We start from the raw sequence: 14,669 nt of genomic DNA on the forward strand, positions 1-14,669 counted from the left end.
ACTTAATGTTCTTGTTTGCACATTAACACCGGCGGAAAACCCGCGCAACGTAAATACATTCTCTACTTGTTTAATAGGATTGTGCTGTGTTGCAAAACGTTGTGTGAAATATGTTGATTGTCATCCTGCGGCTGGGCTAAATACCGGCATGCACAGGATCCCCGTCATAGGCGCCGCCGTAGCCCGCCCGATTTCGCCCGTTTCGGTGAGGCGCGCATGATTCCGCTTGCGCTCGACCCGTCGCGGGTGATGATCGCGCTGGCCGGCGCCGGCCCGCTCGCGGTGCGCCGTCTGACGCAGTTGCGCGAGGGCGGGGCGGACCCGCGGGTCTTTTCACCCGAACCGGATGGGGAATTGGCCGCACTCGCCGCCGACCGTCTGGTGCGGGCCCTGCCGGAGGCCGCCGATCTCGACAAGGTTGGCGTGTTGTACGTCATGGGGCTGGGGCCGGAGACAGAGACCGCGCTGGCCGAACTGGCGCGGTCCCGCCGTGTGCTGGTCAATGTCGAGGATGTCATTCCCTTGTGCGATTTCCACTCACCCTCCGTGGTGCGGCGTGGCGATCTGGTGATGACGATCTCCACCGGCGGCCGCAGCCCGACCCTCGCCAGTCTGCTGCGCCAGCGGCTGGAGACCCTGTTCCCGGAGGACTGGGCGGAGCGGCTGCGAACCATTGCCGCCTTGCGCAACCGCCGCCGGGCGGAAGGGGCGTCGATGTCCGAGGTCGCCCAGGAGACCCGTGCCTTGATCGACCGGGAACGATGGCTGCCGTAACGGTCCTCCTCCCACCGAATTCACTGCCGGACCGACGCCGGTTCCGGTAAGACACCAAATGCGTTTGAGAACGACCAGCCAGGAGAGCCAGATGTCGGCCAAGGATCGATCGAAGGAAGGGTCGATGAAAGCCATCACCGCCAACCGCCTGCGCGACGGGGAAGTCGTGTTCCTGGGCAAGGATGGCGTGTGGGTCGAGTCCTTCGCCGCGGCCGCGCTGTTCCCGCGCGCCGAGGCCGACGGAGTGCTGGCCGCCGCCAAGGAGAAGGCGGAGCGCGAGCAGTTCGGCGTCGACATCTACGCCTTCGAGGTGGTGGAGCAGGACGGCGTTCCGGTCCCGGCGACGATGCGCGAACGCATCCGCACCGCCGGCCCGACCGTGCGTCTCGATCTCGGCAAGCAGGCCGCCTGACTTCCCGGCTGATTATCTGATCGCTGGCCGTTCCGGCGGCCCTTTAGGGTTGATCGACATGAACCACATCGCGCCCGGCGCCCGTGCCGGCATCTATCATTACGACGAGATCGACCGGCAGTTCGTCGCCGAGCGCGTCGAGCAGTTCCGCAAACAGGTCGAGCGCCGCCTGTCCGGCGAGCTGACGGAGGAGGAGTTCAAGCCGATCCGGCTGATGAACGGCCTTTACCTCCAGTTGCACGCCTACATGCTGCGCATCGCCGTGCCCTATGGCGTGATGTCGGCCACCCAGCTGCGCAAGCTGTCGGCCATCGGCCGCAAGTACGACCGCGGTTACGGCCATTTCACCACCCGCCAGAACCTGCAATACAACTGGATCAAGCTGGAGGACACCCCGGCGATCCTGCATGAGCTGGCCGAGGTCGACATGCACGCGCTGCAGACCAGCGGCAACTGCGTGCGCAACGTCACCACCGACCCGTTCGTCGGCGCCGCCAGGGATGAAGTCGTGGATGGGCGCGTCTATGCCGAAATCCTGCGGCAGTGGACGACGATGCACCCCGAGTTCACCTATCTGCCGCGCAAGTTCAAGATCGCCATCTCCGGCGCCGAGAGCGACCGCGCCGCGGTGCGCATCCACGACGTCGGCCTGCTGGCCCGCCGCAACGAGAAGGGCGAGCCGGGCTTCTCCTTCTATGTCGGCGGCGGTCTCGGCCGTTCGCCCTTCGTCGGCAAGCTGGTGCGCGAGTGGGTGGCGCAGGAGGATTTCGTCGCCTACCTCGAAGCGATCCTGCGCGTCTACAACCAGTACGGACGCCGCGACAACATCTACAAGGCGCGCATCAAGATCCTGGTGCACGAGTTGGGGCTGGAGAAGTTCACCCAGGAGGTCGAGGAGGAGTTCGCGCGGCTGCGCGGCCCCAAATACCGCCTGGACCCGGAGGTGGTGGAGGCGATCCGCCAGCATTTCGCTCCGCCGCCCCTCGAGGAGCTGCCCGACCATTCCGACGCGCTGGAGCGCGCCAAGGCCGCCGATCCGGCCTTCGCCAACTGGGTGGCGGTGAATGTCGCGGAGCACAAGGCGCCGGGCTATGCCATCGCCACCGTCTCGCTGAAGCCGGCTGGCGGTATCCCCGGCGACGCCACCTGCGACCAGATGGACCTCGTCGCCGATCTGGCCGAGCGCTACAGCTTCGGCGAGCTGCGCGTCACCCATGTCCAGAACCTCGTCCTTGCCCATGTGAAGAAGGACGACCTCTACGATTTGTGGAAGCAGCTGGACGCGGCGGAGCTGGGCAGCGCCAATGCCGGGCTGATCGGCGACATCATCGCCTGCCCGGGGCTGGATTACTGCGCCCTGGCCAATGCCCGCTCGATTCCGCTGGCTCAGGCGATCTCGGCCCGCTTCGCCGACCCGGTCCGCCAGCGCACCATCGGTGAACTCGGCATCAAGATCAGCGGCTGCATCAACGCCTGCGGCCATCACCATGTCGGCGCTATCGGCATCCTGGGCGTCGACAAGAAGGGCACCGAGTATTACCAGATCACGGTGGGCGGCGATCCGACGCTGACCACGGCCATCGGCGACATCCTCGGCCCGGCGGTGACCGAGACCGAAGCGGTGGACGCCATCGAGGCCATCGTCGACGTCTATCTCGCCAACCGGTCGGACGAAGGCGAGCGCTTTATCGACACGCTCCGCCGCGTCGGCCATGCCCCGTTCAAGGAGAGAATCTATGCCGCTGATTGAGAATGGGCGCATCGGCGAGGACGCCTGGAGCTTCATCCCCGACGGCGAGCCGGTTCCCAACGACCGCCCGGTCATCATCAGCTTCGAACGCTGGCAGGCGGAGCGAGACAGCTTCGACGGCCGCAACGCCCGGCTCGGCGTGCGGCTGAAGAGCGGCACGCTGGCGGGCGCCATCGCCGCCGATCTCGACCGCTTTTCCCTGGTCGCGGTGGAGTTCCCGAAGTTCCGTGACGGCCGCGGCTTTTCCACCGCGCGCGAACTGCGGGAGCGTTACGGCTATACCGGCGAGATCCGCGCGGTGGGCCATGTCATCCCTGACCAGTATCTGTTCCTGATGCGCACCGGCTTCAGCTCGGTCGAGGCGCCGGAAGGCACCAACCCGGACAGCTGGGACAACGCGCTGAAGGAGATCACCATCGCCTTCCAGCCGAGCCTGGACGACACAGCGCCTTTGTCGCTGCTGCGCCGCAAGCTGAAGGTGGGGTAGGGCACGTCCTCGGGCTTGGCCCGCCGGTAAGTCATGTCGATGCGAAAGGGCGCTGGATCCGGACGGGTTCGGCGCCCTTCTCCTTTCCGGAAGAAGCATGTTGCAGCGCCATGGCCCGAGCACCGGAGCGGACCATTTCAACGGGAAAATCCCGCTTATGAGATCGAAACACGCATTCTATTGAATAAGAATGCAATCAATAGGAGATTTGTTCCCCGAATCAACCTGCGCGGCGGTGTGCCGTCCGCCGCATCAATGTCACGGGGGACATTTCCATGGGTGCCGACACGCAGACTCCGGACAAGACCGTCTATCTCGGCCTCGCCATGTCCGGGGCGATCTCCGCAGGTGCCTATTCCGCCGGCGTGCTCGACTTCCTGGTGGAGGCGCTGGAGGAGTGGGAGGCGGCGAAGCAGCGGGACATCGCCAATGGCACCCGGACGGTGCCCCATCACAAGGTCGTCATCGCCACCATGACCGGCGCGTCTGCCGGGGCCATCACCAGCTCCATCGGCTCGCTCTGCGCCGGCATGGGCGCGCGGCCCCCGAAGGCCGGCCGGCAGAACGACCCCAGCTACGCCGCGCGTGACGAGGCCGGATCGGCCGGCAAGATCCCCTGGCACGTCCTGCCCGAACTCTATCGGGCCTGGGTGGACGGTCCGGCCTTCGTGAAGGCCGGCACCGGCGAAACCGTGGGAGCAGCGGCGAAGGGCGGGACACCGCCGATCCTGGGTCTGCTGGACAACTCGGATCTACCCGCCGGCACCAGGATGGACGGGGTGTATTCGCTCCTCAACGCCCAGCCGTTGATGAACATCGGCCGCAAGGCGCTGACCGATCTGGAGGTGGCGGCGAACGCCCCCGACCGTCTGCCGCCGCGCCCCTACATCGCCGAAAACCTGCATGTGCTGCTGACCCAGACCAACACCCGCGGCATCCCCTACAAGATCGAGGTGCGCGGCGGCATGGGCGGGGCGGCCTATGGCATGATGAACCATCTCGACCATGCCCACTTCGTCCTGAAGGGCCTGGGAAGCGCGGCCTTCGTCAGTCCGTGGGCGCAGTCGGACGCGGCCTACAGCTACAGCGTCGAGTCGAACTTCAGCGGTGCTGCGGCACGGAACAAGGACTGGCTGTGGTTCGAGAGCAGCGACGCGGAGAAGCCGGCGGATTACACGCAGGCGAACAGCAAGCGGCTGATCAAGAACACGCTTGCCTCCGGGGCTTTCCCGGCGGGGCTGTCGGCCATCGACCTGATCACCCCGTTGACCCATTATGACCAGCGCGCCTGGCCGCTGAACATCCTGCCCAGCCGGTTCAAGGACATCAAGCCTGACTGGCCATGGCGCGACGCCGGTGCGTCCGGCAGCGGGACCGTGGCGCAGCCGCCGCTGGACTACCGCTTCGCCGCGGTCGACGGCGGTGCGATCAACAACGATCCCTTCGACCTGGCGCGTTACGCCCTGATGGAGAACCCGCCGGAACGGTCGCCCAGCGATGTGGCGGAGGCCAACCGCATCGTCGTGATGATCAGTCCCTTCCCCGAAGCCCCGACCATCGACGGACTCAACCCGGATGGAACCGCCAACACCCGGCTGACCAAGGTTCTGTCGAAGATGATCGGCATGTTCGTCGAACAGAGCCGCTTCCGTCCCGACGTGCTGCTGCGCGCACTGGACAACACCGGTGCCGACCTGTGGCGCATCTCCCCGTCGCGCTTCGTCGGCACGCAACCCCAGCCGGCGGCCATCGCCTGCGGCCTTTGGGGCGGCTTCGGCGGCTTTCTCGACATCGAGTTCCGGCGCCACGATTACGAGCTGGGCCGCCGCAACTGCCAGCGGTTCCTGCAATCCTGGTTCGGGCTGCCCGACACCAATCCGCACATCGATGCAACGGGCGAGCCGATCAGCCGCGTGATGAAGACCGATGAAGCCGGGGAGGAGGTCCGTTACCCGATCATCCCGCTCTGCGGCACCGCCCGCATCGAGGTGATTCCGCGCGACTGGCCGACCGTCACGCCGGAGACCTATCGCGGCTTCATTGATGCCGTCATCGGCCGCTATCTCCGGCTGAGCGATCCCGCCTGGGACAAGGTGAAGGAGTTCATCGGCGGATGGAGCAGGATACTCATGGGCCAGAATCCCTTAACCTGGTTCAAGGGAACGGTTGAGAAGAAGGTCCGCCGCTTCACCCTTCCCGATCTGGTCCGCCGCGACCAGATCCTGCTGGAGGAGCAGCGCCGGGTGCTGGAATGCTGCATGGACGACAGGCCGTCGCCCTACATCCTGACCAGGCGCCTGCTGAAGACCTTCCCCGACCTGACGGGCCGGGAGCAGGTCATCTTCGATGTCATGCGGGGCACCGCCTCGCTGCCGACGGACGTCATCGCCGACAACATCTGTCTTCTGCTGGCCCGATCCATCGACAAATGTCCGGTCAAGGCGGAACATGTCAAACCGCTATTCCAGAAGGACGCCCCGGTCTACCGGACGCCGGCCGACGTGCTGGAGGAACTGAAGCTGGCCCACGGCGACCTTCCCCGTCTGACCGATGCCGGCGACGTGGCGCGGATCATGGAAAGGCTGACGGCCTACGGCTACATGGCCGCCGCCGAATGGGCCGGGGTCGGCACGAAGAAGCCGGAAAAGGCGGGATCGCTGACCTGGGGCAAGACGACGACCGCTTACCGCTACATCGACCGCGACGACGGCGACACGCTCGATATCTGACGACGGGGGCCTGTCGGGGGAGGGGCTTCCCTCCCCCCGGCGCCGCATCGAACCGCAACCCTGACTTTGAAGCCATGCCGGTTCCGGCATCGCCGGTCGCGCCGCGCTTACCAGTGGCGCAGCGGCCCGACGTCGACATGGACGAAGTTGCTGTCCGGGTAATAGCCAACGCCGCCGGCCCGCAGGCTCAGTGCCGCGCGCTGCAGTTGGCGGGTCGACATCTTCGGCACGCGCAGGTCGATGGCCATGCCGCGCATGTGGTAGCTGTTCTGTGCGACGCCGCTGTGGTCGGCCTCGCGCAGCAGCGCGTTGGTCTCGGGCGAGCGGTAGCCGGACACGATCTCGATCGGGCCCTTGCGGCCGATCTTGCGGCTCAGATTGTGGACCAGATCCAGCAGCTTCGGGTCGATGGGATGGACCGAGTTGTTGCGGTGGTCGCGCAGCAGGTGGTTGATCGCCCGCACGGCATCGCGCACGTAGCGGCCCTTCGCCCAGTATTCGGCGCTGACCTTCTCGCCGGTGTGCAGGTTCACCAGGGACAGCACCCGCGGCGGGGCGCGGAGCGCTGCGGCCTCTGCCTCCTCGCTCGCGAACAAGGTTCCCCCTGCGGAGGCAATCGCCGCCAGACCCAGGCCGGCGCGCAGAAGAGAGCGGCGATCGAGATGATGGCGTTCGGTGGCGCGGCTCTCGCCAGCGCTCGGGCGTGCGGTCATGGTCGACCGGGCGTCCGCATCCTTCATCATTCTTCCTTCATATCCCGTTTTTCCGCTCCGGTGCGCCGTCTCCATGCTCCGGAGTCCGTCATCCCGGTTACGGCCAAAGCCAAACCCCGGCCAAGGTCAGGGCATGCTGCGGTGCGTTGGTCCGAAAGGTGGGACACTTTTAGGATGTCTGTGGCCTTTGCTGTCAAGAAACCAATGCTTAACCGATGCCGTTTTCCGGCCAGATCCAGGGATCGCGCCGTACTGTGCGTGGCCCGGACGGAGCGGCGGGTTGGGCCTGTTCGCGACTCGTTCGCAGCCGGTTCGATTACAGAACCGTAACCTGCGCGACTCGGGAGCCGAGCGGCGGAGTGGGCCTGTCGAACCGGTATGACAGGCCCGGCCACAGCTCAGGCCAAGTCCCTGTTTTCCATCCCGGACCCGTGACCGGCGATGCGTCTCCCACCCGTACGCCATAGCGGCATGCTCCCGAACCGCATCCTCCGAAAGAGTGAGCGCAAAAGGAGATTCATTCAGTCTTCGGTAAGGAATGAATCGCATGATTGTCGCAATGTAACCATTTTCGCGGCGTCAAACTGCCCGTGCCCACCGCAACCGCCCCCACTGCTTGCACCGTGTCCTTCTTTCGGCCCGATCAACTGGCCGAGGTTTTGGACCGGCATGCCCGCTGGATCAAGGGCCAGCCGGGCGGCGCCCGCGCCAACCTGGCCATGGCCGACCTGGAGGGGGCGGACCTGTCGCAGCGCGACCTGCGCGGCGCCCGTCTGATCGGCGCAAGGCTGGCCCGCGGCCGGCTGAACGGCACCAATCTGGCCGGTGCCGATCTGTTCGGCGTCGATCTGCGCGATGCCGACATCAGCCGGGCCAACCTGATGCAGACCGATCTGCGCGGTGCCCGCCTGCGCGCGGCCGACTTCTCCAATGCCAATCTGAAGGGCGCGGATCTGCGCGCCGGCACGCTGGAGCCGGGTGGCAGCGCAAGGCGCGGGTCCGGGCCCGATGCGCCCAACGGCCAGGACGCCGAGAGCGCACGCCAACTCCACAAGGCGGCGCTCGCCCGCCTGCAGAACGGCACGACGGCTGAGGGTGGAATACCAACCGATCTGACCGGTGCGACGTTGCGTGGCGCCAACCTGTCCGATGCCGATCTGACCGGAGCGGTTTTGCAGAATGCAGACCTGTCCGGGGCCGTTCTGAACGGCGCGGACCTGAGCGGCGCGCGTCTGAACGGTGCCAACCTGTCGGGGGCGTCGCTCGACGGCACCCGCTTCGACAAGGCCGATATGGTCGGCACACGCATGGCCGACTGCGACCTGTCCTCCACCCGGATCGCCACGGCGCAGCTGACCCGGCCGATCGACAGCATGGGGTCGGAGATCCAGCGCGCCATTTTCGACCATGAACGCTGGATCGACAGCGTCGGTCAGCGCGGCCAGCGTGCCGACCTGGACGGCGCGGACCTCAGCCGCGCCGATCTGCGCAACGTCAATCTCAGCGCCGCCTCCCTGCGCGGGGCGAATCTGTCGGCGGCGGCGCTGACCGGCGCCCGGCTGATGATGACCGACCTGTCCGGCGCCAATCTGGAGGGCGCCAACCTGATGGGTGCCGACCTGTCCGGCGCCAACCTCAGCTATGCCGTACTGACCAACGCCGACCTGACGCGGGTGCGGCTGGGGCCAGCGGCCATCAAGGACCCGTCGGGGCGCCCGACCGGCCGCTCCTGGGCCGCCAACCTGATGGGGGCCGACATGCGCGGCGCCCTGCTGGTCGGCACCTGCCTGGTCCAGGCCAACCTGTCAGATGCCAATCTCGACAGCGCCGACCTGGACGGCGCCGACCTCGCGGGCGCCAAGCTGCAGCGTGCGATGCTTCCGGGCCGCCCGCCCCGGCGCGGGTAGGCCCCCCTCCGGTCGCAAGCGACGGCCCGCCCTCACGACAGCATCCCGTTCAAGGCAGCCTGATCGTCACCGTGGTTCCGACGCCGGGGGCGCTGTCCAGGGTCAGCGTGCCGCCATGGGCCTCGACGAAACGGCGGGCCAGCGGCAAGCCCAGCCCGGTCCCCGCCTCCGCCTTGGTCAGATAATTGTGGACTTGCCGGAAGGGTTCCATCGCGATCAGCACCTCTTCGGCGGTCATGCCGACACCTGTGTCGGCGATGACGATGACCGCACCCCTGCCGTCCGGCCCGGCGGTGGCCTCCACCCGCACCGCGCCTCCGGCGGGGGTGAACTTGATGGCGTTGGACAGGACGTTCAGCACCGCCTGACGCATGCGGACACCGTCCGCCGTCACCTGCAGCGTTCGGTCGATGCCGTCGCCGGACAGGGCGACGCCCTTGCGCTGGGCCAGCGCCTCCACCAGCCCGAGGCATTCGTCCAGCAGTTCGCCCAGCGGCACGCAGGCCGGGAACAGCTCCAGCCGCCCGGCCTCGATCTTCGACATGTCCAGCAGTTCGTTGACGAGGTCCAGCAAATGCCGGCCGGACTGGTGGATCGCCGTCATGTACTCGACATGCTTGGGCGGGGCCGGGCCGAAGATGCCGGACATCAGCGCCTCGGCGAAGCCGATGATGGCGTTCAGCGGCGTGCGCAGCTCATGGCTCATGTTGGCCAGAAACTCGCTTTTGGCCCGGTTGGCGGCCTCGGCATGCTCCTTCTCGGACTCCAGCCGGCGGCGCTGCTCGATCAGGACCGCCTCGCGGGCGCGGCGCACCTCCTCCTCGGCGCTGCGGCGGCGGCGATAGGCGCGGGACACCAGCAGGGCCAGCCCCAGCGTCGCGGCGCAGGCTGCCGCACCGCCGCCGATCACCGCCATGCGCAGGGCGTTCAACCTTTGCATCACGAGGTCTGACGGCACGCCCAGCACCACCGACCATCCGGTTTCCGCGGAGCGGTGGATAACGGCATGGACCTCCAGCCCATCCTTCGTCCTGCCGGGGAACATGCCGTTGCTGCCGGTCCGGATGCGGGCTTCCAGCGATGGATAGACGCGCTGGCCCAGAAAGATGGCAGGGTCGCGCGACCGGGCGGCGATCAGCATCGTCGGGTCGATGAGCGTGACCGTCCATTCCGGCGGGATGCTGCGGGTCTGCAGCGCCCCACCCAGTCCTTCCAGCCCCAGGGCAAGCGACAGGACATAGCGCACTTGGTCGCTCGCGCTGGCCTGGTCGAATTGCAGGATCGGTGCGCGCAGGATCAGCGATGGGCGGCCGGGCGGCCCGCCGGGCGGCAACACGCCGCCGATCGCCGCGCGGCGGGTCTCGACCACCTGGCGGGTCACCTCGTCGAGTCGGGGCGGCGGCAGCGGGTGGACGCCCAGCGGATAATGGGTGTGGAAGGCGAACTGTCCGGTCTCGGTGTCGATCAACCCCATCGCCAGCCAACCGGTCTGGCTGTGGGCGGCGGCTGTGGTTTCCTCATAGAGCGCACGCAGATTGCCGGTGCGGTACTGCACCAGGGCAGCCAGCAGTTCCAGCGGGCTCAACTGGCTCGCCAGTTCGCGGTCGACTGCCAGCGACAGCGATTCCGCCACCGACTGCAGTTCGCCCTCCATCTTCCCGCGCTCGCGGGCGTCGAGCTGCCAGACCAGCACCGCGCCGAACAGCAGCAGGGGCGTTGTCACCGCCACGCCGATGGCGAGCAGGGAACCGGGCAACCGCAGGCGCAACCGTCGATGCTCCACTGCTAAGGCGCCACCGCGGTGGCAGGGATCGGCTGGAGAGACGGGGGGCCGAGTCGGTCCGGATCGGTTCCGCTCATGCGGCGCCGGTCAGCAGACGGGTCAGCTCCACCGCCGTCTTCACCCGCATCTTCTCGAACACATGGCTGCGATGGACCTCCACCGTGCGCATGCTGATTCCGAGCTCGTCGGCGATGACCTTGTTCAGGCGGCCGGCGACGACCAGCTCCATCACCTGCCGTTCGCGCTGGGTCAGGGTGGCCAGCCTTGCGGCAAGGCCTGCCTGACCCGCCTCGCGCTCGCGCTGTTCGGCGTCGAAGGCCAGGGCATCGATCACCCGGTCGACCAGCTCGTTGTCGTTGAAGGGCTTCTCCACGAAATCGCGGGCCCCCTTCTTCAGGGCGTTGACGGCGATGGGCACGTCGCCATGGCCGGTCAGGAAGATCACCGGCATCCGGCATCCCCTGGACAGCAACCGGTCGAACAGCTCCAATCCGCTCATCCCTTCCATGCGGATGTCCAGCAGAAGGCAGCCGGCCATCTCCGGCCTCCACGCCTCCAGGAAGGCCTCAGCGGAGGGCCACCCGGCCACCGGCACGTTGCGCGACTGGAACAGCCAGCCGAGCGCGTCGCGGATGGCCTCGTCATCGTCGACGATGTGGAGCGTGGTCATTCTGCGGCCTCTGCGCTTTGGTCTGAAATGCGGCCCGAGGGTTGGGCATGCACCGGCAGGGTGAACAGGAAGCGGGTCCCGGCCGATGCGTCGTCCGGGCCGCCATCCGCCGCCACCGGTTCGAACCACAGCCGGCCGCGGTGGTGCTCTACGATGGAGCGGCAGATGTTCAGGCCCATCCCCATACCTTCGCGCTTGGTGGTGAAGAAAGGGGAAAACAGACGCTCCGCCATATCGGGCGCGACACCGCACCCGCGGTCGCGGATCTCCGTCAGCAGCACGCCGTCCCCGGCTCCGTCGCTCCCGCCCTCCTGGCGGACGGTGACGGTCAGGCGGCGGTCGCCGCGCGGGGTGCGGGCCATCGCCTCGATCCCGTTGCGCATCAGGTTCAGCACCACCTGTTGCAGCAGGATGCGGTCGCCGGTGACCGGCGGCAGGTCGGCCGGGGCGTCCAGTTCCACCCGCACGCCCAGCCGGGCGGCATCGGCGCCGGTCAGCCCGACGCAATCCTCCAGCACCTGGGCCAGCGAGCAGGGCGCAACGTTCGGGTCGCGCTTGCGCACGAAGTCGTGGATTCGCCGCACCACCTGCCCGGCACGCTTGGCTTGCGCGGCCAGCTTCTCCAGCGCCGCCGCCACCTCGTCGGTGTCGAACCGGCCTGAGCGCAGGCGGTTCAGGCAGCCGGTGCAATAGCTGGCGATGGCAGACAGCGGCTGGTTCAGCTCATGCGCCAGGGTGGAGGCCATCTCGCCCATGGTGATCAGGCGGGAGGTCTGCTGCAACCGCTCTTGCTGCTGGCGGGCCAGTTCCTCGGCATGCTTGCGTTCGGTGATGTCGAGGACGGAGCCCATCCAGCCGGTCTGGCGCCCGTTGGCGTCGATCAGCGGCGCTTCGTAGATAAGCGCGTCGAACCGCTCGCCGTTGGCACGCCGGAACCGCATCTCCAGCCCGGTTTCCGGTGCGCGGCCGGCCAGCACGTCCTGCAGGGCGGCCTCCGCCCGGTCGATCTCCTCCGGCAGCCAGTAGGGCATCGGCGGACCGCATCCGACCAGCGCCTCGGGCTCCAGCCCGACCATCCGGCAAAAGGCGGGGTTCACGTAGGTGATGCGCCCTTCCAGGTCGCGGGCGCGCATGCCCACGGTCAGGCTGTCCTCCATCGCCTTGCGGAAGGCATGCTCCTCGCGCAGCGCCTCTTCGGCGCGCAGGCGGCCGGCGATGTGGCGGCGCAGCGACCACAGGCTCCACAGCGCCGATCCGGTCAGCGCGAAGATCGCCGCCACCAGGACCGTGCGCGTGACGTTGGAGTCGCTGGGATAGGCGGTGGCGACCAGCGCCAAACCATGGCCGGGCGGATCGAAGGGGATGACGTGGCTCCGCGCCGGGTCGGGGGCCGGACCCGCCATGGAGCCCGGCACGACCATGCGCGACTTCGCCCCCAGCACCGTCCCCGTGACGTCTATGACCTCAAGTTGGTAGCGCTGGGCGAACCACCAGGGGACATGGTGGGTCAGCATCGCCTCGAACGAGAAGACGCCGACCAGCGCGCCGACGAAGGCGCCGTCGCGGAACAGCGGGAAGGCGACGTCGAAACCGCGGTCGGTGGCGTCGATCCGGTAGGGCGGGCCATAGGCCCTGAGGCCGGAGGACCGGGCGATGCGCATGGCGTCGTTGCGGGTCAGGCTGTCGTCGGGCGGGCCGTCGGCGCCCGGCGTCCCGTCCCGGGGCAGCGGCGGCTCGGCAAGCATCGTGCGCCCCTGGGCGTCCAGCCACAGCACCCGTTCGATCGCCGGGTTGGTGTTCACCACCAGCCGGGCCATTGCGGCGAACTGCCGCAGGTCCACTTCCGTCCGGCCCAGAGTTTCCGCCAGCCTCTCCAGCTTGTCCTCGTCGGATGCCAGCTGGAAATGCAGGTTCTGCTCCACCCACAGGGCGTCCTTGATCAGGGCCAGAGCCTCCTCGTCCCGCTCGTTGCGCTGAAGCAGCCACAGGAAGGCGCCGAGCAGGACGACGACCAGCGCCATCGCCACCAGCGGCATGGCATGCGGCACCGCCCGCCCGGACCGGGAGGAGGGCGGGGCGGCGGAGCCAGAGTTGCGATAGGGCAGGGGCATGACGATCGACACGAAAGTGTGGAGGACGACGATGATGGGGCCGGACGAAAGTGGGACAGGCCGACTCTGCGGATATCCACAATAGCCGCAATTCGCCGGATCATGAACAATGCGCAACAAGTTCAGGGCGGAACATTCCGCCCCACAGATAATCGACACCAGAGGGGAACGCACCTATGAAACTCGTGAAGCTCCTGTGCGCGGCGGCGGTAGGCTGCATGATGTCGGCGCCGATGGCCTTGTCCACGGCCTGGGCCCAGGACCAGATCGTCATCAAGTTCAGCCATGTCGTCGCTCCGGAGACGCCGAAGGGCAAGGGTGCCGAGAAGTTCAAGGAGCTTGCGGAGAAGGCGACCAACGGCAAGGTCAAGGTCGAGGTCTATCCGAACAGCCAGCTCTACAAGGACAAGGAGGAACTCGAGGCCCTGCAGCTGGGCGCCGTGCAGATGCTGGCTCCGTCGCTGGCGAAGTTCGGTCCGCTGGGCGCGAAGGAATTCGAGGTCTTCGATCTGCCCTACATCTTCCCGAACAAGGACGTCCTGCGCCGCGTGACCGAGGGTCCGATCGGCAAGCAGCTGTTCCAGAAGCTTGAATCCAAGGGCATCATCGGCCTGGCCTACTGGGACAACGGCTTCAAGATCATGAGCGCCAACAAGCCGGTCATCAAGCCGGAGGACGTGAAGGGCCTGAAGATGCGCATCCAGTCGTCCAAGGTGCTGGACGCCCAGATGCGCGCGCTGGGCGCCCTGCCGCAGGTGATGGCCTTCTCGGAAGTGTACCAGGCGCTGCAGACCGGTGTCGTCGACGGCACGGAAAACCCGCCGTCGAACATGTACACCCAGAAGATGCACGAGGTTCAGAAGAACGCTACGCTGACCGACCACGGCTATCTCGGCTATGCGGTCATCGTGAACAAGAAGTTCTGGGAAGGCCTGCCGGCCGACGTCCGCACCGGGCTGGAAGGCGCGATGAAGGAGGCGACCGCCTACGCCAACGACATCGCCCAGAACGAGAACGACGTCTCGCTGGCCCAGATGAAGGCCTCGGGCAAGACCGCCTTCCACACCCAGACCAAGGAAGAGCGCGAAGCCTGGGTCAAGGCTCTGAAGCCGGTCCACAAGGACGCCGAGTCCCGCGTCGGCAAGGACCTGATCGAGTCGATCTACAAGGAAGCCGCCGCCGCCGGCTTCAAGATGTAAGGGCTTGAGGGCGGGCGCGTCTTCCCGCTGCAAGGCGCGCCTGCACCGAACCGGCATCCGTCTCGCTCGGCCGTCAATCCCGCGAAGTCGGGAATCCAGCTTTCCCAATGCTTTCGCTATGGCAGCCACCTGGA

11 protein-coding genes are annotated in these 14,669 nt (G+C 67.2%); 7 read left to right on the forward strand and 4 right to left on the reverse strand.

Going from position 1 to position 14,669, the window contains the following annotated elements; all coding sequences use genetic code 11:
• Window positions 1-216 precede the first annotated feature (216 nt).
• The 5 genes from A6A40_RS03195 to A6A40_RS03215 all read left to right on the forward strand — a co-directional run bounded on the left by A6A40_RS03195 (window position 217) and on the right by A6A40_RS03215 (window position 6,152).
• Window positions 217-774, forward strand: a complete 558-nt coding sequence (locus tag A6A40_RS03195) for a precorrin-2 dehydrogenase/sirohydrochlorin ferrochelatase family protein (RefSeq protein ID WP_063634081.1) — start codon at window positions 217-219, stop codon at window positions 772-774.
• Between the two features lie 124 nt (window positions 775-898).
• Window positions 899-1,186 carry a DUF2849 domain-containing protein gene (locus A6A40_RS03200; RefSeq protein WP_063636097.1) on the forward strand — a complete coding sequence of 96 codons (288 nt, stop codon included), beginning with the start codon at window positions 899-901 and terminating at the stop codon, window positions 1,184-1,186.
• A 58-nt stretch (window positions 1,187-1,244) separates the two neighbouring features.
• A complete protein-coding gene (locus tag A6A40_RS03205; protein ID WP_063636096.1) occupies window positions 1,245-2,936 on the forward strand; it encodes a nitrite/sulfite reductase in 1,692 nt (563 codons plus the stop codon).
• Window positions 2,923-3,423, forward strand: coding sequence for a DUF934 domain-containing protein (locus A6A40_RS03210; protein WP_063634082.1), 501 nt, complete (start codon window positions 2,923-2,925; stop codon window positions 3,421-3,423). Before A6A40_RS03205 ends, A6A40_RS03210 begins: the two co-directional genes overlap by 14 nt.
• Before the next feature lie 275 nt (window positions 3,424-3,698).
• Window positions 3,699-6,152, forward strand: a complete 2,454-nt coding sequence (locus tag A6A40_RS03215) for a hypothetical protein (RefSeq protein ID WP_063634083.1) — start codon at window positions 3,699-3,701, stop codon at window positions 6,150-6,152.
• Window positions 6,153-6,259: 107 nt separating this feature from the next.
• Here the strand turns inward: A6A40_RS03215 and mepK are convergent, their stop codons facing one another.
• Window positions 6,260-6,865 (reverse strand): peptidoglycan L,D-endopeptidase MepK, encoded by a 606-nt coding sequence (gene mepK / locus A6A40_RS03220; RefSeq protein WP_063636098.1) that lies wholly within the window; start codon window positions 6,863-6,865, stop codon window positions 6,260-6,262.
• A gap of 623 nt (window positions 6,866-7,488) precedes the next feature.
• On the opposite strand from mepK, the gene A6A40_RS03225 reads away from it, so the two are divergent.
• Window positions 7,489-8,772: a pentapeptide repeat-containing protein gene (locus tag A6A40_RS03225; RefSeq protein WP_063634084.1), complete on the forward strand. Its 1,284-nt coding sequence runs from the start codon at window positions 7,489-7,491 to the stop codon at window positions 8,770-8,772.
• A gap of 49 nt (window positions 8,773-8,821) precedes the next feature.
• Here the strand turns inward: A6A40_RS03225 and A6A40_RS03230 are convergent, their stop codons facing one another.
• From A6A40_RS03230 to A6A40_RS03240, 3 genes are all read right to left on the reverse strand, one after another.
• Window positions 8,822-10,540, reverse strand: a complete 1,719-nt coding sequence (locus A6A40_RS03230; protein ID WP_063634085.1) for a sensor histidine kinase — start codon at window positions 10,538-10,540, stop codon at window positions 8,822-8,824.
• 88 nt (window positions 10,541-10,628) lie between these two features.
• Complete coding sequence (locus tag A6A40_RS03235) at window positions 10,629-11,225, reverse strand: response regulator transcription factor (protein WP_063634086.1); 597 nt, start codon at window positions 11,223-11,225, stop codon at window positions 10,629-10,631.
• Complete coding sequence (locus tag A6A40_RS03240) at window positions 11,222-13,336, reverse strand: PAS domain S-box protein (protein WP_063634087.1); 2,115 nt, start codon at window positions 13,334-13,336, stop codon at window positions 11,222-11,224. Before A6A40_RS03240 ends, A6A40_RS03235 begins: the two co-directional genes overlap by 4 nt.
• A 176-nt stretch (window positions 13,337-13,512) precedes the next feature.
• Here A6A40_RS03240 and A6A40_RS03245 point away from each other — a divergent pair, with 176 nt between their 5' ends.
• Window positions 13,513-14,535, forward strand: a complete 1,023-nt coding sequence (locus A6A40_RS03245; RefSeq protein ID WP_063634088.1) for a TRAP transporter substrate-binding protein — start codon at window positions 13,513-13,515, stop codon at window positions 14,533-14,535.
• Window positions 14,536-14,669: the final 134 nt, after the last annotated feature.

This window comes from Azospirillum humicireducens (assembly GCF_001639105.2).
Lineage (GTDB): Bacteria > Pseudomonadota > Alphaproteobacteria > Azospirillales > Azospirillaceae > Azospirillum > Azospirillum humicireducens.